At 64.8% G+C, this 20,888-nt stretch carries 26 protein-coding genes; 8 read left to right on the plus strand and 18 right to left on the minus strand.

What is annotated here, in order from left to right; translation table 11 throughout:
• Positions 1–223: 223 nt before the first annotated feature.
• The 4 genes from groL to AC4PMY_RS03270 form a co-directional block, all read right to left on the minus strand.
• Positions 224–1,843 (minus strand): chaperonin GroEL, encoded by a 1,620-nt coding sequence (gene groL / locus AC4PMY_RS03255; RefSeq protein WP_064296567.1) that lies wholly within the window; start codon positions 1,841–1,843, stop codon positions 224–226.
• 204 nt (positions 1,844–2,047) lie between these two features.
• Positions 2,048–2,251: a cold-shock protein gene (locus AC4PMY_RS03260; protein WP_064296568.1), complete on the minus strand. Its 204-nt coding sequence runs from the start codon at positions 2,249–2,251 to the stop codon at positions 2,048–2,050.
• Positions 2,252–2,536: 285 nt separating this feature from the next.
• The gene (locus tag AC4PMY_RS03265; RefSeq protein WP_071261182.1) at positions 2,537–3,109 is read right to left on the minus strand and encodes a LytR C-terminal domain-containing protein; all 573 of its coding nucleotides are present in this window, start codon (positions 3,107–3,109) and stop codon (positions 2,537–2,539) included.
• Between the two features lie 21 nt (positions 3,110–3,130).
• Entirely contained in the window at positions 3,131–3,433 is a 303-nt protein-coding gene (locus AC4PMY_RS03270) for a DUF3263 domain-containing protein (protein ID WP_064296396.1), read from the minus strand.
• Between the two features lie 222 nt (positions 3,434–3,655).
• Here AC4PMY_RS03270 and msrB point away from each other — a divergent pair, with 222 nt between their 5' ends.
• Entirely contained in the window at positions 3,656–4,075 is a 420-nt protein-coding gene (gene msrB / locus AC4PMY_RS03275; RefSeq protein WP_064296397.1) for a peptide-methionine (R)-S-oxide reductase MsrB, read from the plus strand.
• Positions 4,072–4,620 (plus strand): nitroreductase family protein, encoded by a 549-nt coding sequence (locus tag AC4PMY_RS03280; RefSeq protein WP_064296398.1) that lies wholly within the window; start codon positions 4,072–4,074, stop codon positions 4,618–4,620. The genes msrB and AC4PMY_RS03280 overlap by 4 nt, the downstream gene beginning before the upstream one ends.
• A 41-nt stretch (positions 4,621–4,661) precedes the next feature.
• On the opposite strand, the gene AC4PMY_RS03285 is transcribed toward AC4PMY_RS03280, so the two are convergent.
• The gene (locus AC4PMY_RS03285; RefSeq protein WP_064296399.1) at positions 4,662–5,618 is read right to left on the minus strand and encodes a DMT family transporter; all 957 of its coding nucleotides are present in this window, start codon (positions 5,616–5,618) and stop codon (positions 4,662–4,664) included.
• 594 nt (positions 5,619–6,212) lie between these two features.
• Between AC4PMY_RS03285 and AC4PMY_RS03290 the strand changes: the two genes are divergently transcribed.
• A complete protein-coding gene (locus AC4PMY_RS03290) occupies positions 6,213–7,349 on the plus strand; it encodes a tyrosine-type recombinase/integrase (RefSeq protein WP_491621993.1) in 1,137 nt (378 codons plus the stop codon).
• Positions 7,350–7,399: 50 nt separating this feature from the next.
• On the opposite strand, the gene AC4PMY_RS03295 is transcribed toward AC4PMY_RS03290, so the two are convergent.
• Both AC4PMY_RS03295 and AC4PMY_RS03300 read right to left on the minus strand, forming a co-directional pair.
• On the minus strand, positions 7,400–7,945 hold the full coding sequence (locus AC4PMY_RS03295) for a hypothetical protein (RefSeq protein WP_491621994.1): 546 nt from the start codon (positions 7,943–7,945) through the stop codon (positions 7,400–7,402).
• A gap of 122 nt (positions 7,946–8,067) precedes the next feature.
• Entirely contained in the window at positions 8,068–8,283 is a 216-nt protein-coding gene (locus AC4PMY_RS03300) for a histone-like nucleoid-structuring protein Lsr2 (RefSeq protein ID WP_491621995.1), read from the minus strand.
• A gap of 78 nt (positions 8,284–8,361) precedes the next feature.
• Between AC4PMY_RS03300 and AC4PMY_RS03305 the strand changes: the two genes are divergently transcribed.
• From AC4PMY_RS03305 to AC4PMY_RS03325, 5 genes are all read left to right on the plus strand, one after another.
• Positions 8,362–8,559, plus strand: a complete 198-nt coding sequence (locus AC4PMY_RS03305; RefSeq protein WP_491621996.1) for a hypothetical protein — start codon at positions 8,362–8,364, stop codon at positions 8,557–8,559.
• A gap of 178 nt (positions 8,560–8,737) precedes the next feature.
• Positions 8,738–9,265, plus strand: a complete 528-nt coding sequence (locus AC4PMY_RS03310; RefSeq protein WP_491621997.1) for a hypothetical protein — start codon at positions 8,738–8,740, stop codon at positions 9,263–9,265.
• 20 nt (positions 9,266–9,285) lie between these two features.
• Positions 9,286–9,735, plus strand: coding sequence for a helix-turn-helix domain-containing protein (locus tag AC4PMY_RS03315; protein ID WP_491621998.1), 450 nt, complete (start codon positions 9,286–9,288; stop codon positions 9,733–9,735).
• Complete coding sequence (locus tag AC4PMY_RS03320) at positions 9,725–10,246, plus strand: hypothetical protein (protein WP_491621999.1); 522 nt, start codon at positions 9,725–9,727, stop codon at positions 10,244–10,246. The genes AC4PMY_RS03315 and AC4PMY_RS03320 overlap by 11 nt, the downstream gene beginning before the upstream one ends.
• 121 nt (positions 10,247–10,367) lie before the next feature.
• Entirely contained in the window at positions 10,368–10,613 is a 246-nt protein-coding gene (locus tag AC4PMY_RS03325; protein ID WP_491622000.1) for a hypothetical protein, read from the plus strand.
• A 52-nt stretch (positions 10,614–10,665) separates the two neighbouring features.
• Here the strand turns inward: AC4PMY_RS03325 and AC4PMY_RS03330 are convergent, their stop codons facing one another.
• From AC4PMY_RS03330 to AC4PMY_RS03380, 11 genes are all read right to left on the minus strand, one after another.
• Positions 10,666–12,603: a right-handed parallel beta-helix repeat-containing protein gene (locus AC4PMY_RS03330; protein WP_491622001.1), complete on the minus strand. Its 1,938-nt coding sequence runs from the start codon at positions 12,601–12,603 to the stop codon at positions 10,666–10,668.
• Between the two features lie 182 nt (positions 12,604–12,785).
• Positions 12,786–13,208 (minus strand): hypothetical protein, encoded by a 423-nt coding sequence (locus tag AC4PMY_RS03335; RefSeq protein WP_491622002.1) that lies wholly within the window; start codon positions 13,206–13,208, stop codon positions 12,786–12,788.
• Between the two features lie 10 nt (positions 13,209–13,218).
• Entirely contained in the window at positions 13,219–13,827 is a 609-nt protein-coding gene (locus AC4PMY_RS03340) for a hypothetical protein (RefSeq protein WP_491622003.1), read from the minus strand.
• Positions 13,827–14,942, minus strand: coding sequence for a hypothetical protein (locus tag AC4PMY_RS03345; protein ID WP_491622004.1), 1,116 nt, complete (start codon positions 14,940–14,942; stop codon positions 13,827–13,829). The genes AC4PMY_RS03340 and AC4PMY_RS03345 overlap by 1 nt, the downstream gene beginning before the upstream one ends.
• A gap of 22 nt (positions 14,943–14,964) precedes the next feature.
• A complete protein-coding gene (locus AC4PMY_RS03350; protein WP_491622005.1) occupies positions 14,965–15,306 on the minus strand; it encodes a hypothetical protein in 342 nt (113 codons plus the stop codon).
• A complete protein-coding gene (locus AC4PMY_RS03355) occupies positions 15,303–15,953 on the minus strand; it encodes a hypothetical protein (RefSeq protein ID WP_491622006.1) in 651 nt (216 codons plus the stop codon). The genes AC4PMY_RS03350 and AC4PMY_RS03355 overlap by 4 nt, the downstream gene beginning before the upstream one ends.
• On the minus strand, positions 15,950–16,243 hold the full coding sequence (locus AC4PMY_RS03360) for a hypothetical protein (protein ID WP_491622007.1): 294 nt from the start codon (positions 16,241–16,243) through the stop codon (positions 15,950–15,952). The genes AC4PMY_RS03355 and AC4PMY_RS03360 overlap by 4 nt, the downstream gene beginning before the upstream one ends.
• A gap of 29 nt (positions 16,244–16,272) precedes the next feature.
• The gene (locus AC4PMY_RS03365) at positions 16,273–16,935 is read right to left on the minus strand and encodes a M23 family metallopeptidase (protein ID WP_491622008.1); all 663 of its coding nucleotides are present in this window, start codon (positions 16,933–16,935) and stop codon (positions 16,273–16,275) included.
• 2 nt (positions 16,936–16,937) lie between these two features.
• Positions 16,938–17,891 carry a gp53-like domain-containing protein gene (locus tag AC4PMY_RS03370; protein ID WP_491622009.1) on the minus strand — a complete coding sequence of 318 codons (954 nt, stop codon included), beginning with the start codon at positions 17,889–17,891 and terminating at the stop codon, positions 16,938–16,940.
• A gap of 8 nt (positions 17,892–17,899) precedes the next feature.
• Positions 17,900–18,757, minus strand: coding sequence for a hypothetical protein (locus AC4PMY_RS03375; protein ID WP_491622010.1), 858 nt, complete (start codon positions 18,755–18,757; stop codon positions 17,900–17,902).
• Complete coding sequence (locus AC4PMY_RS03380) at positions 18,757–20,832, minus strand: tape measure protein (RefSeq protein ID WP_491622011.1); 2,076 nt, start codon at positions 20,830–20,832, stop codon at positions 18,757–18,759. The genes AC4PMY_RS03375 and AC4PMY_RS03380 overlap by 1 nt, the downstream gene beginning before the upstream one ends.
• Positions 20,833–20,888: the final 56 nt, after the last annotated feature.

Consider the following 20,888-nt stretch of genomic DNA (forward strand, 5'->3'; position numbering starts at 1 on the left):
AGAATCACTACGGCGGCGATCGCCGCTCCCCCGATGCGTCTCATAGCTCGATCATAGGAAATGCCACACGCGTCGATATGCCGTTCCGATCACGTCTCTACAACGACTGACGGGCCCATGCGGGAACGGGCATACAGGTCGAGGGTCCTCCCCGATGCGGCATGGCGAAACGACGCAGGGCGCCTCCCGAAGGAGACGCCCTGCGCAGGTGTTGCTGTCGGACTTAGAAGTCCATGCCACCGGTCGGGTCGCCGGCCGGAGCCGGGTTCTTCTCCGGCTTGTCGGCGACGACGGCCTCGGTGGTGAGGAACAGGCCGGCGATCGACGCTGCGTTGAGCAGCGCGGAGCGCGTGACCTTCACCGGGTCGTTGATGCCGGCAGCGAGCATGTCGACGTACTCACCGGTCGCGGCGTTGAGGCCGTGTCCGACGGGCAGGTTGCGGACCTTGTCGGCGACGACGCCCGGCTCGAGGCCTGCGTTGAGCGCGATCTGCTTGAGCGGAGCGTCGATGGCGACCTTGACGATGTTCGCACCGGTCGCCTCGTCACCGACGAGCTCGAGCTTCTCGAACGCGGTCTTGCCGGCCTGGATCAGGGCGACGCCACCACCGGCGACGATGCCCTCTTCGACGGCGGCCTTCGCGTTGCGAACGGCGTCCTCGATGCGGTGCTTGCGCTCCTTGAGCTCGACCTCGGTCGCTGCACCGGCCTTGATGACCGCCACACCGCCCGCGAGCTTGGCGAGACGCTCCTGGAGCTTCTCGCGGTCGTAGTCGCTGTCGGTGTTGTCGATCTCCTTGCGGATCTGCGAGACACGACCGGCGATGGCGTCGGCGTCGCCGGCACCCTCGACGATGGTGGTCTCATCCTTGGTGATGACGACCTTGCGGGCACGGCCGAGCAGGTCGAGGGTGACGGTCTCGAGCTTGAGGCCGACCTCCTCGGAGATGACCTGGCCACCGGTGAGGATGGCGATGTCCTGCAGCTGAGCCTTGCGGCGGTCGCCGAAGCCCGGAGCCTTGACGGCGACGGACTTGAAGATGCCACGGATCTTGTTGACGACGAGCGTCGCGAGAGCTTCGCCGTCGACGTCCTCAGCGATGATGAGGAGCTGCTTGCCCGACTGGATGACCTGGTCGACGATCGGCAGGAGGTCCTTGATCGCGGAGATCTTCTGGTTGGCGATGAGGATGTAGGGGTCCTCGAACACCGCTTCCTGGCGGTCGGGGTCGGTCACGAAGTACTGCGACAGGTAGCCCTTGTCGAAGCGCATGCCCTCGGTGAGCTCGAGCTCGGTGCCGAAGGTGTTCGACTCCTCGACGGTGACGACGCCCTCCTTGCCGACCTTGTCGATCGCCTCGGCGATGATCTCGCCGATGGTGGTGTCGCCAGCGGAGATGGAAGCGGTCGCAGCGATCTCCTCCTTGGTCTCCACCTCCTTGGCGTTGGCGATGAGCTCGACCGTGACGGCCTCGACGGCCTTCTCGATGCCGCGCTTGAGGCTGATGGGGTCGGCGCCTGCGGCGACGTTGCGGAGGCCCTCGCGAACGAGCGCCTGTGCCAGCACGGTCGCCGTGGTGGTGCCGTCGCCGGCGACGTCGTCGGTCTTCTTGGCGACCTCCTTGACGAGCTCCGCGCCGATCTTCTCGTACGGGTCGTCGAGTTCGATCTCCTTGGCGATGGACACGCCGTCGTTGGTGATCGTGGGGGCGCCCCACTTCTTCTCGAGGACAACGTTGCGACCGCGCGGCCCAAGGGTGACCTTGACCGTGTCAGCAAGAATGTTCAGTCCACGCTCGAGGCCGCGACGGGCCTCCTCGTCGAAAGCAATGATCTTAGCCATGTGTGTTTTTCGTCCCTCCCGGACGTCATGAACGTTGTTAGCACTCAATGAGTACGAGTGCTAAGTCGATTCTGGCACTCAGGGGGTGGGAGTGCAAGTGAGCACCGGAGCCCTGAGCGAACTCCCGGGATCCGCCCCGGAACGACGAACGACGCCGCCCACCGGAGTGGACGGCGTCGCAGGAATCGCGTGCCTGATCAGCGGCTACGCCAGGCGCACACCTTCGGCCTGGGGCCCCTTTGCTCCCGTGCCGACCTCGAAGACGACCGCCTGGCCCTCTTCCAGGGACTTGTAGCCGCTCATGTCGATCGCCGAGTAGTGGACGAAGACATCCTGTCCGCCGCCGTCGACCGTGATGAAGCCGAAGCCCTTCTCAGCGTTGAACCACTTGACGGTTCCGTTCGCCATTTCATACTCCCATTGCTGCGTGCTCTCGGCGCCCGACTGTTGCCGGACCCGGACCTGCCATCCGGGATCGGGATCCCGGCGGCCACCCTGCGCCGAAGCGGACCCGGGGGCGAGTCGAGACGGGACGGGATGAGCGGCCAATTCCAGATACTAATCCGGGGCGCCGCGCGGATTCACCCCGAAATCGGCAAACGGGGCGGAGTGATACGACAACTCAACATGGAGGAAACACTCCGGAAACACGGCGAGCCGGCGACCTGACCGATCGACCTGCTCCAGCCGCGCTCAGGCTGCCGGCTGGTAGTCCGCGCCGACCACGACGACGATGCGGAGGACCGGCGCCTCGCCCTCCTCGACGGGGATCGCGTACGTGTCCGTGATCTGGATCGGAATACCGCCGAGTGCGTTCGCGATGGCGCGGGCGACGCCCTCCTGCGACGGATCCTGGTAGTAGACGCCGCTCGCCGTGACGTCCTCGGTGCTGGCGTCGCTCGTCGGGATCTGCTGCGTGAAGCCGGCGGCCGTGATCGCCGCCGCCGCCGATGCGGCGAGGCCGGCAGTGGGTGTGCCGTTCAGGACGAGGATGCTGGCCGCGGGGTCGACGACGGGGGCCGCCTCGGTCGGGGTGGGGGTCGGCGTGGGCGTGGCGCTCGGGCTCTGCGAGCCGCCGAAGAAGTCGATCCGGTCGTTCAGTCCGAACAGGGCGAAGGTGCCGATCCCCACAAGGACGAGCGTTGCGACGACGGCGACGAGGAAGGCGATCCAGCCGCGTCCCTTGGGCGCAGGGGCACGGTGTGCGCCGACGCGCTTGAGGTCGGGGACCTCGTCGAAGCGGTCGGGCGGGAAGGATTCAGCCATGGTGTGGTCTCCGGGAGCTGCTCAGCCGTCGGTGCGGGGAGCCGAGGCTCCTCGCGCCGAGAGTCGGGCGTCGCGGGTGCGCTGCAGCCGCTTGATCAGCATGGGGTCGTGGGCGAGGGCGGACGGCGAGTCGATGAGCGCGCCGAGCAGTTGATAGTACCGGGCCGGGGACAGGGCGAAGCGGTCGCGGATGGCGGCCTCCTTGGCCCCGACGTGCTGCACCCAGTGGGACTCGAACTCGAGGATCTCGAGCTCGCGCGGCTCGAGGCCGCCCGTCGGCGTCGACGCCTCGTCATCGGCAGGCGTGCGCGACGCTGACTGCATGCTCGTCTCCTGCCGATCGGTGCCGATGCGGCGACCTGGAGTCGTGCTCCGGTCCGCCGTGCTCCAAGTCTATTCAGCCGATGGCCGCCGGGCCGCATCCACCCCGGCGAGGGCCGACGTTCACCGGGAAGGATCAGGCTCGGTGCAGTGTTATGGAATACGTCGGGAGCCGCATGCACGAGGCGGCCCCGCACGTAGGATGACCGAGACGAATGGAGCAGCATGACGTACGACGTGTCGAAGACCGATGAGCAGTGGCGCGAGGAACTCACGCCGGAGCAGTATCAGGTCCTCCGCGGAGCGGCGACCGAACGGGCCTGGACCGGTGAGCTCCTCGACGAGTCACGCGCGGGCCTCTACACCTGTGCCGCCTGCAACGCCGAGCTCTTCAAGAGCGGTACCAAGTTCGATTCCGGCTGCGGATGGCCGAGCTTCTACGAGTCCGTGAACCCCGAGGCGGTGCAACTCATCGAGGACCGTTCCCTCGGGATGGTGCGCACCGAGGTCCGCTGCGCCAACTGCGGCTCGCACCTCGGTCACGTGTTCGACGACGGCTTCGGGACGCCCACCGGTGACCGCTACTGCATGAACTCGATCGCGCTCAACTTCGCCGCGGCCGACACCGCCGAGCCGACGGAGTGACCGAACCGATCGAGCGCCCGGTGCTGGCCGCCGTCGCCGGGCGCCGTTCGTGGTCGAAGGTCACCGACGTCGCTCCGAGTGACGCGGAACTCCTCGAGGTCCTCGGGGCGGCCGGTCGAGTGGCCGACCACAGCGCCCTGCGTCCGTGGCGGGTCATCACCCTCCGGGGCGACGACCGGGTGAAGCTCGGTCGGGCGCTCGCGAAGGCGGAGGGCGACTCGAAGCCCTCGACGAAGCCGCTCCGCGCGCCCCTGCTGCTCGCGGTCGTCGTGAGTGTGAAGAAGTCGAAGGTGCCCGCCTGGGAGCAGGAGGCGGTCGCGGCAGGAGTGGCCCACATGGTCAGCCTCCTGCTCGACGACGCCGGTTGGGGCGTGTTCTGGCGCACCGGCGGCGCGACCCGGGCCAAGGCGGTCCGGAAGGCGCACGGTCTGAAGAAGGGCGAGGAGCTCCTGGGTTGGCTGTACGTCGGAGGGAAGCCCGGCAATGCCCGCACGGGGCGTCGCAAGACGATCAACGCGAAGGCGCACCTCAGCTCCATGCCCTGAGGACGGAGTCGCTCACGACATCCGACCGATGACGGCTCGACTCAGTCGGCGGACGACGATGCCGCGGGACGACGCCTGAACCGCGCCGATGCGATCGCCACGGCGGCGAACGCGAGGAGCGTCCCGATGACGGTCGCGACATGCACGCCGCCGTCGTCGGTGGGCAGGAGTACGTCCAAAGCGAGCGCGCTCAGGGTCTGACCCGCCACCGTGCCGAGCCCGAGGATGAGCACGCCCGTGTGCTGGACGAGGAACGCGGCCACGGCGATGAACACGCATCCGATCGGGCCGCCGAGGTAGAGCCACCACTCCCCCGGGAGCGGACCGGGCGGCGCGACGATGATCGCGTGCAGCACTGCGGCGACGACCAGCACGACCGTCCCGACGATGAAGTTGATGAACGTCGCGGCGAGCGTGCTCTGCGCCCGCATCTTGACTCGACCGTTGACCGCCTGCTGCCAGCCGATCCCGATCCCGGCGAGCAGCGGCAGGATGAGGAGTCCGAGCGGGATGCTCCCCCCGAGCTCGCCCGAGACGGCGACGCCGACCGCGACGAGGGCGACGACCGCCCCGAGGACGCGCTGGACGCTCAACCCGACGACGCCTCCCGGGCCGAACCCGATCCGGTCGAGTACCAGCCCGCTCGCGGTCTGGCCGGCGACGACCGCGACCGTGAACAGGGCGACGCCGAGCGCGGCGGCGGTGAGCCCCTGCGACAGCACGAGGAAGGCGCCGGCGCAGCCGCCGAGCACCGTCCACCAGGGCATCTCCCGGCGTCGGACGGCACCGATCACCGTGGCGAGCCCGCGACGGCCGGTGCGGGAGACGGCGAGTCCGACCGTGAGGATGATCAAGCCGCCCCCGAAGGAGATCGCGGCGGCGGTGAACCCGTCACCGAGACGCGCACCGAGCTCGCCGTTCAACCGGGCCTGCACCGCGATGAAGGCGCCACTGACGACGGCGATGAGGAGCGCGAGCGGTGCTGGGAAACGGGTCACGGGAGGGTTCCTTCCAATGAGGAACCGCCCACTCAGCAGGCTGAGCGGGCGGTTCTCGGCTGGAGCCGACGACGGGACTTGAACCCGTAACCTACGCTTAGCAGGCGGGCTCTACGTCTAGCTCGTTGTAGTTCGTTCTTTCTCTACCTGACCAGCCAATTTCGCTTGCCTGATCGGTCTCCGATTTACGACAGTCTACGCGGGTTTCGGTGCCCTTCTGCGCCGAAAACCACGAGTAAGTCATGAGCTACGCGGCTGGTCGGCCCCTCATCCGGCCTGCCGCGATAGAGCCATGGTCACTCGAACGCGAGGCACTCGTGGGAGGGCCGTGCCCGCCGGGCGAGCCGCATCAAGGTGAAACCTGTCCATATCTACACGAAACCTGTCCATATGCGAACTTGACTTTGACCAGGAGTTTCAGTCCGCATAGTGTCTTTTCAAGTACGGGAGGCACGCATGCGAGCTAAGGGTGAAGGGTCCATTTTCCAGGACTCGCGCGGTTACTGGTGCGCGATGTTGGAACTCCCACCTCTCGACGGGAAGCGTCGTCGGAAGAAGATCAGGTCGAGAGATCGTGCTACCGCTGAACGGAAGATGGTGGAGTTCAAGACGGCGTTGCAGGCCCGTGGTGAGGTGGCGATGCCCGACCCGACTGTCGAGGAGTGGTTCCGCTACTGGATGACGACGACGGTGGTCCCGAACGTGCGACCGACCACGCGGCTCGGGTACGCGAACATCATCGAGAAGTTCATCGTGCCCGTACTTGGGAGGACGAAGCTCGACAGTGTCACAGCGGCACAGGTTCGCCGTGTGGGTGCTCGTATGGTCGACGAGCTCGGCCTGGCGCAGAGCTACAACCTCTACGCGTACCGGGTGATGTCAGCAGCGTTCGAAGACGCCGTTCGCGAGCGCTACATAACCTTCAATCCTGCGAAGATGATCCGTCCACCGCGGAAGCCGCATGTGGAGCTCGAAGCACTGGACGCCAACGAAGCTCGCGCCGTGTTGCAACGGCTGAAGCACGACGAGACGTGGGGTGCGCGCTGGGCGACGTCGATCTTGACGGGAGCGCGACGCGGCGAGGTCATCGGTCTCGAGTGGGATCGAGTCACGGACGTGCTCGACCTTTCCTGGCAGTTGCAGCGCTTCCCGCTCGACCACTCGACCACTCCCCCGAAGCTGATCGCGCCGGCCGACTTCGAGTACCGACAGCTGCGCGGCGGACTCTTCCTCACGAGGCCGAAGTCGCGAGCAGGATGGCGAATCATCCCTCTGGTCGAGCCACTGAGGTCGATCATCGAAGCACACCGAGAGGCCTCGCCACCGAACAAGTACGGACTCGTCTTCTCCGACGAAGGCCGTCCGATCGACCCCGATCGTGACTCGAAGCGCTGGCGAGAATCCCGAGCCGGCTACGGCATCACGAAGAACGTTCGCCTCCACGACCTTCGCCACACCGCAGTTGACCTGATGTACGAAGCTGGCGTCCCAGAGGACGTGATCGTTGAGATCATCGGGCACTCCGCGCGGTCGATGAGCCGCGCCTACAAGTCACTCGGGAACAGGCCGCGGCTCACTGACGCGATGGAACGATACTCCGAGCAGCTGCGAGACGAGGCGAGAGATGCGGCTCCGCGGTGCGACTCCTGCGGCGGACCGGTCATTGAAGCCGGAAGGGCTTGGCGATGCACTAGCTGTTCCTTGAGATATCTCCACGCGCCCACAGCATAGACAGCCGACTCCGAACATCTGAAACCGGCAGCTGCCAGATTGAACGTGGCTCAGTTCAGCGCGCGAATTCTCACGTGCGTGGAGTAGAGCGCCGCACCAACGGTAACTGCGGCTAGCGGTGGTATCACCCATCGGAGAACGTCCGCGGCGGGGCCGATACCAGCGCCCAACTGCACCCCCGCAACGAAAGCCGCACCGAAGGCCAGAATGCACAGGATCAGCACCGTTCCGATCGCGACCTTGGTGAATGTGTCGGTCCTCGAGCCTGTCGCACGCAGACGGTTGAAGATCATGCGGTCCTGGCCTGTCAACAACTTCGCAACTTCATTGTCTGCGATATCTCGCTTCCGAGCGAGGACTTTCATCTCAGCCCAGTTGAGCGACGCGATCAGGGCGAGAAGCCACACGACGAGAGCGACAATTACGGCGAGAACCGGCGCCTGAAGTGCCTCTAAGCCGGCGGCCAGAAGGCCTCCCGCGACTGCGGTGACGCCCAATGTCGCTGCATTCTGGACAAGATGCCCGGCCGCGCGGGCGCGGCCCTCCATCTCAGCACTCTGAGCCTGCCAGAACGCTACCCTCGCCTCATCGTCCATCAGGGCCTCCGGTCCTCGCGGTCGCTGGAGGCACAACGCCCACTCAGTCCAACGCTGACGAAACCATACAGCGGCACGACAATGCTCAGCTCATGCACCCTTCGCAGCGCTGAATCTGCCGTCTACCCGCGTCGCTGACGAGAACGGGTCCGTGCGATCCGTCTACCGGCCTCCGTGTACGGCTGCAGCGCCTCGCGGAGAGCAGCAGCGTTGTCGTCGCTGAGGTCGATCTCGTATTCGCGCCCATCAATGCTGAAGCGGACCGTCTCGCCGAGCCCGCGGGGAAGGTCGGTTCCGTCGAGATCGTCGACCAGGGTTGTGATCTTGCGCTGAGCCATGCAGTCATCTTGCCAGCAAGGCTCCTCTTCTACAGTGGGGTAGCGGCAGCCACCGCCGCGCCAGCCGAAGGAGGACCAATGATAGCCGGACACGATTTCCCCCAAACCGCGAAGGAATTTGCCGAGAACGCCGCGGGCCACGCCGACTCAGCCGTTCGAGTCATGAACGACGCCGAACTCCCCGAGTTCCGGGACCGCGCTTTCGAAGAAATGTGCTTCGCTATCAACCAGCTTGCGCTCGCCGTCGCCAGCCTCTCGGAGAGCAAGAAGTTCTGATTCGCGGATCGCTTTTCGTGATGACATGGGCGCTCGATTGAAAGACGAACATGCCCGGCGAGAGCTTCTCCGATGGGCCATTTCTTGCGAAGTTGCTGTGACGGAGATCGAGCCAGATTTGATGTAGTGGGGGCCATCCCTTGGGTGTCCGACCGAGTTGCCTCGGTAGAATGATGCGGTGCCCACAATCCCATCCAACGACGGATCCGACTCCGTGTGCACCCGACCGGCGTTTGCGCCCGTCTATTACCACTGGTACCGCATGGACCCCGCTCGTCCACTGCTCGCAGAGGTTCGGTTTCAGGCACTGGCGGCCGGAGTGCCGCCAGACGACGTCGACCGCTTGGTCGGAGAGTTCCGCGCCAGAGGTCGAGCGCTCGTCCAGGGAAAGCTCACGCCCATCAAGCACATCAAGGGACCGATGTCGACCGTGAAGGACATCGACATCTACGAGATCCGAGCAGGTGTTGAGTACGGGGAGGGGCTCGAGATTCACGCACGGGCCTATCACGTTGAGCCGAGGAGGTTGCGGCGCAAGCCTGGGAGTACAGTCGTCGGCCTGCATGTGCATGTCAAGGACCTCTCCGGCACATCTAGAACGATCACCCGCCGTCAGAACGCCGAACTCCAAGAGGCGCGGAAGCGGTTTCACGACGGACGATCCGACAAGTGGGGTGGGGCAGCCTTGGTGCCCCCTTCGCAGTGAGGTGGTATAGAGTGCCATCTATGTCCGACTTTTTCGAGCGGTCAGCTCACGAAGACACCCCTCCCACAGACTTTTACGACGAGTTTGGCCTAGACGACGAGACTCCCGCAGAGAAGCTCGCGCGCGAACTTGCTGAGGCTGATCTGGAGTTGATCGACACACTGCGACGAGTGCGCGAACACCGCAACCTGAGCCAGACCCAGCTCGGTGCGATGATGGGCGTCAGCCAGGCGACCGTCTCCAGTTTCGAGAGCTGCAGCGCGGAGCCCAAGCTTTCTACTGTGCGACGCTACGCGCACGCCTTGAACGTGCGGATAGTTCACCACGTTCTGCCTATCGACACGTCCTTGAACGAACTGTTCACATTCAGCGTCGAAGCGACATTCGTGCCGCGAACGCGATCCGCAGCTCAGCCCAAGAACTACGCGATCACAAACTCCAAGAGGACGGACTTTGCTCTTGGCGCATGACGACAGCGCTCGTGCGGTCACCGACGTCGTAGAACTCGTGAACCTTGTCAGCCTCGATGACGTTTACGTCCATGAAGAGCGTGGACGACGCATCGATGTCACCGCACCGGCAGATGAGGATCTGGGACCCGAGGATGATGGAAGTCCTCGGATTACCAACCTGCTGGGCGTCAGCGAGTTGAATGGCGACGACCGGTTTGGCATCGGGTTCCGATTTCGGATCGTTTTCGACGATCGGGCCGGGAACGAGTTCGTGTCAGACATCGAGGCCAGGTATGGACTCGAGGAGCGCTGCGCGATAAGCGAAGCCATCAAGGCCGAATTCGCGGAGCAGGTAGGTTTTTTCGCTGTGTACCCATACCTGCGGGCGTCTATCCAAATGACGGCCTCACGTATGGCCGCGCCCGCACCAGTGCTCGGAATTGTTCGACGCGGCGAGTTCGAACTCGGTGTTCGCATGACCGACGATCAGACTCGATCCCAGTTCAAGGACACCACGCCTGAAGTGTAGCGACGTCCACACTCGGGCCCCGGTCTTATGCTGAACTGCGTCGGACGTCGTAGCTAATCTGATCTGCATGCCCGCGTGGTCCCGCCCTAAACCGATCCGGTTCGATCAAGACACTTGGCTCGTGATGCGCAACGACCCCGAAACGCCGAAAGCGGTGCTCGAGCGTCGGCGTGACGGCCGCGGCGAGGACGTGTTCTTCGTCTCTAAGTGGGCGCTCGACCCGTCAGACCGCGTCCTAATGGGGACGACGCCGACGCTTGAGCGCGCGGACCTGATGGTGCGGTGGGACCTCCCGGTGAAGCGGGACGGTCGGGACGGACCACCGAACGGGATCGACGGCGACGGGGTGCAGCGGCGACGCCTGTAACGACGAGAAGCCCCGCCAGAGGCCACCGAAGTGATCCCTGACGGGGCTTGTGTCACAGTCGGGTGCTGAATGACCAGTCGTCGAGGCGAGCACTTGCAGCACCCGTTCCGGTGACGAACCAGCCGAAGCTCGTCGCGTCGGTGAACTCGGTCACGGTGCCGTTGTAGCGTTCGGTCCCGTTGATGCGCACGATGATGCTCGAGCCATCGAGGACGATCTCGAACACGTCGCCGGTAGCCGAGTCGACCGCGAACTCCGCGATCTGCGTCTGCGCGCCGGCGATGCGCTTCAGCAGTCGGTAATGGAAGTTCGTTCCCGATGTCCTGGACGCGATCGTGAGCTCGTTCGACGCATCCTTGTACCGGAGGACGATGCCGCCCTCATGGGTACCGCTGTACGCTGCGAGCTTTAGGCGGAACGTACCGTTCGCCACCCCGGGATTCACCAGCAGGCGCGTCAGCGACGTCGCGCCGGTGAGTGCCCCCTGGTTCGACACGATGACGCCGCTTGCAGCGCCCTGCACGGTGTACGGCAGGCCGCCGACCGCGGTTGACGTCAGTGGCCCGTCCGCGCGGTTGAAGTCGTCGGAGAACACCGTGTACTCCGTGGGCGTGGTCACGGCGTAGTTGTCGCCGATGTGTGCCTGGTCGTACGCTGCAAGGCTCGAGGATCCGGTGGGCTGATCGAGGAAGGTGTTGCGCTGGATCCGAGGTCCCACGAGCAGCGCCGAGAGAATTGACATGCCGATGGTCTGCAGGCCCGTCTTGAACTGGTCCGAGAACGTGTTTCCGCAAATGCTCGCAGCGATCGCCGACGCAGCGAGGTAGAGGCCGGCGCCGGTGTTGCCGTCGAACTCGTTGTCGTTGATCATGGGCGCTGTAAGCGGCAGGCCGGTTCCCTCGATGCGGACGCCGCCTCCCAGGTTCCGCAGGAACGCATTCCCACGGATGGTGAGCGCGCCCTTCGAGAACGTCGCTGAGAGCGCTCGGATGCCTGCGCCGCCGTTCTCGATGAACTGGTTCTCGAGCATGCGGTACCCGCCGCCCTGCGCGTTGCCGTAGAACTCGATCGCATCGCCGCTGTTCTGCCAGAACCGGCAGGCGACGACCTGTCCGTCGCGTCCGCCGACGACGGACGAGTTGCCGGCGCGGACGAGCCAGCCGGTGCCGTTGCGGCGGAAGTCGACACCGTTCGCGTTAATGCCGCCGGTGCCGCAATCGTTCAGGCCGATCGCGTTGTCCTGCGAGACGCCACCGATGATGGAGACATTCGGGGACGAGTAATGCGCGTCGCGGGTGTCGAGTCGCTCGAAGAAGTAACCGGATCCGAGAGAGCCCTCCACGACGCAATTGACGTACCGGTAGGACTCGTTCGCGAACCGGCCGGTACCGACCGCGAAGCCGGATCCAGTGCCGTGCGCGTTCGGTGGGATCCCGCGGCCGGAGTCGCGGGAGTAGCAGTCGATGTGCTCGGCCTCGACCATGAAGTCGTTGCCGAACTGCGACGCCCACGAGCCGACGCAGTTCACGCGGCGGAACTTCGGCCGGAGCAGGTTCTGCATGTAGAACGCCTTGATGGCGGCGTTGTAGGCGACGTCGGTCTGGTCGTAGCAGTTGACGGTGAAGTCCTCGAACACCTGGTCGACGAGCAGCGGCGCGGTCGGCACCGGTGTGCCCCCGAACCCGCCACGGAGGAAGCAGGCCTTGCCCTGCGGGTAGAACACCGTCTGCGCGACACCGACGCCCTTGAACCCCACGCCGGTGCGCGGGACGATGTCGGTGTCGAGGCGGTAGCGGCCGGTGGGGACGTAGATCTGCTGCGGCACACCGGTCGCGTCGAAGATGTTGCCGGCGTTCGTCATGGCGCGCTGCACGATCGTGGACATGTCTGCGCTCTTGTCCTTCACCAGGCGCTCGCCCGGGAGAAGCGCGGATTCGATGTTGTAGCCGCCGATCTGCGCGACGACACCGGCACCGATAGCTGCCGTCAACGCTGTCGCGGTCTGAGACGACGGGTTGGTGATCGCGTCCCGAATCGCCGTGTCCGTCGGCAGAACGTTCGACCCGTTCTGTCCTGGAGGGCCAGGCACCGTGGAAGCGGCGCCGGGAGCGCCATCCACTCCGTCCCTGCCTGGTTCGCCCTTGATGTTGCCGAGAGGAATGCGTCCCATGGTCAGGCTCCGATTCTGTAGAGGTTGCCCGTCGAGAGGACGAGGATCAGATCACCGGGCAGAGCTCCGGCAGGGTCGGGGTCGGTTTCGAGTTCGATGGTCCACACCTCGCCGAGATCCAGCCGCGTCGGCAAGAGGTCCATGTAGGCGATGGAAGCCTGATCCGGGACCATGACCTGCCGGACAGCAGCACGCCCCCGCAACGCTTCGACGATCACAACTGACGTGCCGGTCGGGTTCGGCGGCAGACTGAACGTGCCACCATCGGTGGCGAAAATCTCACCACCGCGAACCTCAGCGATCGCCAACGCCTGAGTCGCTGAACCAGACGTCGTGTTGAACGCGGTCACCTGCCGGAACTCGAGGCGCCCGTCTGCTGGTTGGCCGGCGGAATCCGGGACAGGCCCAGTGATGATCGTTGCCACAGTGGGCCTCCTAAGCGGTACCAGCAGCTGAAATGGACGGGGAACGGAACTGGGCGTTTGCGTTGTACGCGTAGCACTCGAACCGTGCGATGAGTGGCGTGTTGACCGGCAGCCCACCGATCACGTCGAAGCCCGAACCTCCGACAGCGCCGAGGACACCGTTCGTGAAGCCCTTCCACGCATCCCGGCGGCTCTCACGCGAAACGACGGGAGCGCCAAGGTTCGTGTAGATGCCGAACGTTGCGATTGCTGCGTCACCGGCGGAGAAGAGCATCGCTTGGACGTCGATGCGTGCGACACCGGTTGCGGTGACGAAGGTGACAGAGGGCTGGTCGGTAGTCGCCCAGCTATTCGCACCGACGGGTTGCAGGCCGTTGCCTCCGGAAGCGGACGTTGGACGCGTTGAGTTGAGGATCGCGAGCTGAGCCGCCTGCTGTGCCTGTACGCCCTCAACCTCAGCCAGGGCCTCCTGAGCGGCAGCTAGAGCCGCCTGCACCTCCTGCAGGGTCAGGTTCCGCTCCGTGCCCGTGGACCTCTGAGCGTCACGCAACTGCCGCTGCTGATCCTTATGCAGACCAGCCTGATACTGCTCCGGCGGAACATACCGAGGACCATCCATCAGAACTCCTCCGCCGTCACAACCTGCAACCACTCCGGATCAGACGTGCCACCAGACATCGACACCACCCGCAACCGCTTCTGACCGTTCTCAAGGAACACAGACCCCTTGATGTCGAGGGTCAACCAGTCGCCCTTACGCATGCCCACCGCGGCGGACTTGCGAACGTCGAACGAGTAGAACTTCCCGATCGTGCGCCCCTGAGCGACCCGTGCGCGGGCGTACGAGTCCAACGTGGACTGTTCCTTCACTGACGAATGCGACGAGTCCAGAACCTCCGAGAACGGGAAGCCGCGGTCGGTGAGGTACGAGTCATCAGCGCGGGCGACCAACATGCGGTCGTCCGTTTTCCCGCCCGTGAACCACGCCCGCGACGTCATGTACGTCGGCAACAGCTTGAACTTCAACTTCCGTGCCGTCGGGTTCTTCCCCCGAATGGAGAAGTCGAACTCCGACTGCGAGGTGATCAACCGGTCAGCGTCCGTCGCCGTCCGCAACAGGGTCTGCATCCTTCCCACCACGTCGGTCCGCCAACGCGACACGTAGTCGACCTCGACACCACCCTCGAGCTTCGTGATGTCGTCGATCAGCTCGAGCAGGTTCTTCATGTCGGCCGCTTCAGTGTTCTTCTCCCGCGACCCGACACGGTCAGGTTCGAACACCCACGGCAGACCGAACCCGGGCATCCCCATCGCCTGCTGCACCAACTTCTTGATGATGGTGCCGTACTCCCAACCCTTCAGGTTGGTGTCGTACGTGGTCACCGGTTTGCCGTCCGAGCCGATGATGTTGCCGACGTTGAACGGCAGCACCAGCCGATCTCCAAGAACCGACTCCACACCGTTGCCGGGGATCGACAGGATCTTCGTGTCCTCATCCCATTCAGGGATGCCCACCCGGCCGGCAGCAACGAAGTCAGCCCAACCGTCTTCCTGCACAGCCACCACGGTTTTCTTCGGGGTGACCAGGTTCGACAGCACCTGACCGCGCATCGCCTTCGTGTAGGCGGGCACGTCGAACTTCACACTGTCGGGCGACCCGATTGTCTGCGTCCACGTCGCATCGACGACATCGAGGTCAGCGAGGTCTTCGCCCGTGAGCAGATCGAACAGCAAACACTTCACGGGTCACCAACTCTCAGAGCTCAGAGGTGCGGGACTGTTCGCGGGCTGCAGCAGCCTCACGGTCAGCGTTCGCCTGACGGGCCAAGGAATCGACTTCGGACGCGGGCACGGAACCCGCGCCAATGTTCGTCAGCCAGTCGTTGACGCCCGGGAGCGCCATGATCTTCGCCAGCGCACCCTGGATCGCGACACCCAGTGCAAGGGATGCTGCCAGCCACTCGGTAGGCCACGTGTCGTTCAGGATTCCGACGATCGCGACGACCGTCGGGAGGGCGCCGATCACACCCTGAATCACAGTACGGATCACGCGCTGATTCGGGTACCAGACGGGCGGGGTAGCGGCGTGCTTGCTCATGGGATTGCCTCCTCAGGCGTAGGGATCTCAGGAAGAGTTGTGGTGTTCTGGCACATGTTCGGGACGACGATGATCGACATGTCCGAGAACGTGAACTGTCCGTTGCCGTCGTCGAGGCACTGGATGCTGATGACAGTTGGCGCATTCACGCCCGCGGGACCGGATGGCCCCTGAGGGCCGGCTGGGCCGGGGGCGCCGTCTGCCCCCGGCGCACCATCCGCACCGTCTGAACCTGACGCGCCCGCCTCGCCCGCGGGACCGACAGGCCCGGCAGGCCCGGTCTGGCCTGGGACGCCCATGTCGCCCTGCTCCCCCCGTTCACCCCGCGAACCTGCCTCACCAGCAGGCCCACGCTCGCCAGCGATGTCGCTCGCGTCGGGGATTAGCGCCGGCGGGACGGTGTCAGTGGTGCAGTCGGCGGCGTCGTAGCAGTCACGGGTCACCTGTGTGTACTCGGACAGCAGGTTGTCGTATGCGGCCTGCTGGTCCTGGATGACCGACTGCCGGTACTTCGCCAGCGCCGTCGCCTCGTCGCCGCGGATCTGCGCCTGAACGAACACGACACCCACGAGCGTCAGTGCCAGCGCGAGCAGACCCAGGAACAGCACTAACCACAGACGTGGGCGGGCAGGCTTCACGTGCGTCACAGGAACACCCCCACGATCGCGCCAATGACGGCGAGCAGAATCGATGCGCCGAACTGGTACTTCCGGGCCTCGAGGCGGTCCTCGACGAGCTGCAGCCGGTTCGCGACCGCCTGCACCGCCGCGGTACGCGCGGTGACCTCCTGGGCGAGCGCAACCTCGATGCGCCCGAGCAACGCATGCGTGTTCGAGTGGTCGTCCTTGGTCGCCATGGTCGACTTGATCTCGCTGACCGTCGACTGGACGTTGCTGATCCGCTCGACGATGACAGCGATGGAAGGCTCTTCGGCCATAGAATCCCCCTCCCGGGATGGAAGGTGGGCTACTTCTTCACGCTGACGAGCGCCTGCACGCCATTCACCGACACCGAACGGGCAAGGTCGAACTCACGCTCCGACGCGAACACGACCGGTGCACCCCACACGGCGAGAGCGAGCGGCAGCTCCTCGGGGGTGAGTGACTTGTAATAGCCGGCACCGACGACAGCGATGCCACGATTGGTCTGCTGGATGAGTCGCATTTCCTGTACTCCTTGGGTTGTCGGTGTGACGGTGCCCGCTTGGGCGCTGCCCGAGACGTACAGCCACGGGTTCTGTCGGTTCCCCTGCGGGTCGACGAGGTTGTAGTGCACGTGCGGTTGACCGGGGGCGCCGGACTCGCCGGAGTAGCCGATGAGCTGCCCCTTGCGCGCGAACCCGTTGACGAGGTCCACGTAGCCCGAGAGGTGCTTGTAGTCGAGGATCCAGCCGGGATCGCGCTCGAGGTGCAGCCGGGCGACGTTCCCGGCGGTGCCGTTGTTCGGCTGCCGGGTGACCGTGCCGTCCGCCCACGCGTACACGGGCGTCCCGACAGGGGCGACAACATCGACGCCGCCGCGGCCGGGACCAGCGTCACGGAGATGCCGAGCCCACGACTGACCGGCGTCACGGTTGTCCGCGAGGATCACCGTCGACGGTGAATGGATACTGAAATCGTGAAGCGCCATGCTCACCACCCCCAAGCTGACCAGTTGAGGCGGAATGCCCCAGCGAATGCAGCACCGGAAGGGGTACGCACACGAACACCGAACTGGGTCGCTGACACAGAACCCTGAATCACACCCACCGTGTACCCCTGTGTTGCGTCAGGATCACCGTTGTTCACACTGATCGACAGCACACCATTCGGCCAGGCGGCGGGGAATGCGAGGGTGAACCCACCCGATGCGGACGTTGTGAACGTCTGATTACCTGACTGCATGTACGGGGCATCAGTTGGCGCCGAGCCGAACAGAGTCCCGTTCGTACCGAGTAGTCGCACGCCAACGGGCTTCCACTCCGACCCGGACCGCACGTAGGGTCCGTTGTTCGCCGTCGACTGGTCACCGAAAACCGACGCCGGCTGTCCCGGTGTTGCTGTGGTCCACGCGTCAAGAGCTGCGCGAGTCCGGAACAGCACCGTGGAGTTGGCCGCAGCAGTGAACGGGTGCAACGGTGTGATGACCACACCAGACGAGTTCGTCGCCGTCGCCGTCGAAGGAACCGCCACCCGGGCGATCGGGATAGCCGCATCAGGCAGCGCCGGATCGGACGGTGTCGCAGACGGTGTGCCCGGGATCACCACGAACTCCGACGTTGATGCGACACCAGTGATCTGCTGATCGGTGCCCACGTACGCGACGATGTTGTATTGCGTGTTCGCAGACGGCGGGTTTGGGATCGCCACGTCGATCGTCTCCGTCAATGCCGCGAACCGTGCCCCCTCCTTCACATGCACAAGCTCCATCGGGAGGACGTTCACGCGCATGTCAGGGCGCGCCGTCACCAACGCGTTCGTGTGACGAGGCAACACCCCAGCGCGAGGAACACCCGAAGTGTTCTTCGCCACCAGGCCCGCGAGGATCGCCGCGTGCTCATCCGAAGCGAACTGCACCCCAGTCGTCGGCCAAAGATCGGTCTGCATCGGTACTCCTACCAGGAAGCCGCACGCATGCGGGTAATGAACTTCGGATCACCAGTGACCGTCCCCAACGGACGCACCGTGACAGTGGTTGAACCCTCAGGAGGCACCGAGAACCAATCCCGGGCCGTCACCAGACGAGAAGGGATCGGGGACGTGCCGTCGAGGAACACGCGCTGCTCGGCGGTGTCGAACACCAGAGACTGTGTGTCACCGATCGGACGCTCCACCCGCAACCGGCCACGACCGTTCACGATCAGTTCCACACCCTGCGACATGCCACCCGTCACCTCGAGCAACGGGTACCCGTCAGCTGACCCCGTGTTCGGGATCACCAACCGCCCAGAATCGGACGACATCGCATACGTGTACGGGTACGAGTACGGGTACGAATACCCGCCCGAGTTGTCCGGCATGCCCGTTGTGATCAGGAATTCAGGGCCGTACCGGATCGGATCATGCGCGAGGACGTCAATGGAGAACTCGACATCGTTGCCGCCGTAGTTGTCCTTCGGGGTAGCAGCGCGGATCGACACCATGCGCGTCCAGGACCCGTCCTGCGCGTGCACTGTCATCGGCTGTGGGGTGCGGAAAGCACCCCACGCCGTGATGCGCGCCTGAGCAGCCAGAGCATCGGCTGCATCCTCCCCCAGGAAGAACGCATCGAACGCGACCGCCAACGAGCTCCGCAGAATCTCGCCCGGGGTGAAATCGCCATCACCGAGCGGGTTCGAGTCGGAAGGGTTCTTGCTGTCAGGCAGGCGGCGCCAGTCCTTCAGCCCGCTGAAGCCCCAACCAGTGGGGACGTCAGTGGTGCCGTCGAACCAGATGCCGCCGAGCTCGATTCCGTACGCAACGTAGTCGTCCATCAGGCCCCCTGCATCGCGTCTTCAAGCAAACGGCCGGCCTGACGGAACAGGATCTGCGGATCCTCGGTGCGCTGCTCGAACACGTTGTTCTGAGTGACAGAACCCGAGCCGCCGCCGATCTGGCCGAGGATCTGCGGGCTCAACGGGATGACCGCTTCGTCGTAGCGACCCTCACCGATGACCGCCGGCATGCCGCCAGGACGGGCGGCGATGATGCCACCCTTCGCGAGCTTCGGAAGCTCACTGACCGTCAAGTCGATGGTTCCGCCGGACGCGTCCTTGATGCCCTGGGCGACGTTGTTGATTCCGCCGATGACCCCGTTGATGAGGTCGATGACCCCGTTCACGACGCCTTTGACGATGCCGACCATGCCGTTCCAGATGCCTGCGAAGATCGACACGATCCCGTCCCACGCCATCTTCCAGTTGCCCGTGAAGACACCAGTGATGAACGTGATCAGACCGCCGAGGGTGTCGGAGATCATCTGGATGACCGGCACGAGGATTCCGGAGATCGCGCTGACCACGGAGGTGATCATCGGGATCAGGAACCCAAGGGCGATTTGCAGACCCATGACTCCGGCGTTGATGAGGAACGACAGCAGCTCGATCAGCGGCGGAAGGATCACCCCGATCAGGTCGAGCAGCGGGGTGAGGAGCGCCAGGATCGGTGTCAGCAGGGGCGTGATTGCCCCAACCAGCTGCATGAACACTGGCGCCAGTGCTGCGACCAGGGTTGAGAGAAGCGGGAAGATCATCTCCACGATCGGCATCAGAGCCGAGATGAGGGTGGAGAAGATCGGGACCAGCATGCCGATCAGCGGTCCGATCAGGTTGAACGCCGGCAGAAGTGCGGTGATCAGCTGACCTACCAGCGGCAGGACCGCGGCAAGCAGCTGGCCGAACACCCCTGCAAGGGTGACGATCAGCGGCAGAATCTGCGGGAGCACCGCGGCGAGGACGCCAGCGAAGATGTTCGCGAGCAGGACGATCTGCGGCAGTAGGACGGTTACTGCGGAGCTGAATGCCCCTGCCAGGACGGAGCCGATCTGCGAGAACGCGTCGAGAAGAACCGGGAGCACCGGCGCGAGAAGCTTGAGTGCCAGTCCGAGCGGCGACACCAGCGACAGCAGTTCTGCGAATCCGCCGATGTCGAACCCGCCGTTGAGCATGTCCGTGATGCCCTGCAGCGCAGGCCCGACGACGGAACCGATCTTGTCGCCAACACCTGCCGCGAGATCCTCGATCGGACCAAGCGCGGACGTAACAGCGGAAATCAGCGGAGCGATGTACGGGTAGATGCCGCCCAGCAGGCCGGCACCGATACGCCCAAGCGAGGCGAGGAAGTTCGAGGTGGCGCCGGGGATGGTCTTACCCATCTCCTCAGCGACCGTGCCCGACGCGGACGTCATGGCCGCTTCGAACTCCGCGAACCCGATCTTCCCGGCCGAAGCCATGTTGAAGACTTCCTCAGTCGTCACACCAAGGTTCTGCGCGAGCGCCTGGTAGATCGGGATACCCCGGTCGGCGACCTGCTGCAGGACGTCGTTCTGAGCCTTCCCCAGCGAAGCAACCTTCGCGTAGATCGAACCCATGTCGCCGATGCCCACACCGGCAGCCGAAGCGCTGTTCGCAACAGACTTCAGGACACCCTGCAGCTGCTCACCAGGCTTGATGTTCGCAGCCACCAGCGACGCAGCAGCAGTAGCAGCGTCACCGAGGCCGAACGCGGTGCCCTTCACGGACGCTTTCGCGTTATCCATGATCTGGGTGATGTTCTCGGTCGTCTGACCCAGACCGGTGAGCTTCTTCTCAGCGGTGTCGATGGCCTCGAGGCGACTGAAACCCTTCGCGAGGGCGACGCCGAGACCTGCGGCCGCAGCAACACCGAGAGCGATCGCACCGCCCTTGACGATCTTCCCCAGACCAGCGGTGAACGAGCCACCTGACCGCTCGCCAGCCTCGCTGACAGCGCCCTGCACGTCCGACGCGCCAAGCGACCGTCCGATGTCACGGCTGACACCGGGCATGCGCGTGTACAGGGCGATATACGCGTCCGCGATCTCGGTTGCCAAGCAGACCACCTCCGGGGATGACGAACACCCCCGGAGGGGCTACTGGGTGGGCTGTT

The organism is Plantibacter sp. MDV22-iso1, from assembly GCF_058408345.1.

Coding starts and splice junctions, on each gene's coding strand:
- groL (WP_064296567.1), bottom strand. CDS start 1,843: ATGGCTAAGATCATTGCTTTCGACGAGGAGGCCCGTCGCGGCCTCGAG.
- AC4PMY_RS03260 (WP_064296568.1), bottom strand. CDS start 2,251: ATGGCGAACGGAACCGTCAAGTGGTTCAACGCTGAGAAGGGCTTCGGC.
- AC4PMY_RS03265 (WP_071261182.1), bottom strand. CDS start 3,109: ATGGCTGAATCCTTCCCGCCCGACCGCTTCGACGAGGTCCCCGACCTC.
- AC4PMY_RS03270 (WP_064296396.1), bottom strand. CDS start 3,433: ATGCAGTCAGCGTCGCGCACGCCTGCCGATGACGAGGCGTCGACGCCG.
- msrB (WP_064296397.1), top strand. CDS start 3,656: ATGACGTACGACGTGTCGAAGACCGATGAGCAGTGGCGCGAGGAACTC.
- AC4PMY_RS03290 (WP_491621993.1), top strand. CDS start 6,213: ATGGTGGAGTTCAAGACGGCGTTGCAGGCCCGTGGTGAGGTGGCGATG.
- AC4PMY_RS03295 (WP_491621994.1), bottom strand. CDS start 7,945: ATGGACGATGAGGCGAGGGTAGCGTTCTGGCAGGCTCAGAGTGCTGAG.
- AC4PMY_RS03300 (WP_491621995.1), bottom strand. CDS start 8,283: ATGGCTCAGCGCAAGATCACAACCCTGGTCGACGATCTCGACGGAACC.
- AC4PMY_RS03305 (WP_491621996.1), top strand. CDS start 8,362: ATGATAGCCGGACACGATTTCCCCCAAACCGCGAAGGAATTTGCCGAG.
- AC4PMY_RS03315 (WP_491621998.1), top strand. CDS start 9,286: ATGTCCGACTTTTTCGAGCGGTCAGCTCACGAAGACACCCCTCCCACA.
- AC4PMY_RS03340 (WP_491622003.1), bottom strand. CDS start 13,827: ATGGATGGTCCTCGGTATGTTCCGCCGGAGCAGTATCAGGCTGGTCTG.
- AC4PMY_RS03350 (WP_491622005.1), bottom strand. CDS start 15,306: ATGAGCAAGCACGCCGCTACCCCGCCCGTCTGGTACCCGAATCAGCGC.
- AC4PMY_RS03360 (WP_491622007.1), bottom strand. CDS start 16,243: ATGGCCGAAGAGCCTTCCATCGCTGTCATCGTCGAGCGGATCAGCAAC.
- AC4PMY_RS03365 (WP_491622008.1), bottom strand. CDS start 16,935: ATGGCGCTTCACGATTTCAGTATCCATTCACCGTCGACGGTGATCCTC.
- AC4PMY_RS03370 (WP_491622009.1), bottom strand. CDS start 17,891: ATGCAGACCGATCTTTGGCCGACGACTGGGGTGCAGTTCGCTTCGGAT.
- AC4PMY_RS03375 (WP_491622010.1), bottom strand. CDS start 18,757: ATGGACGACTACGTTGCGTACGGAATCGAGCTCGGCGGCATCTGGTTC.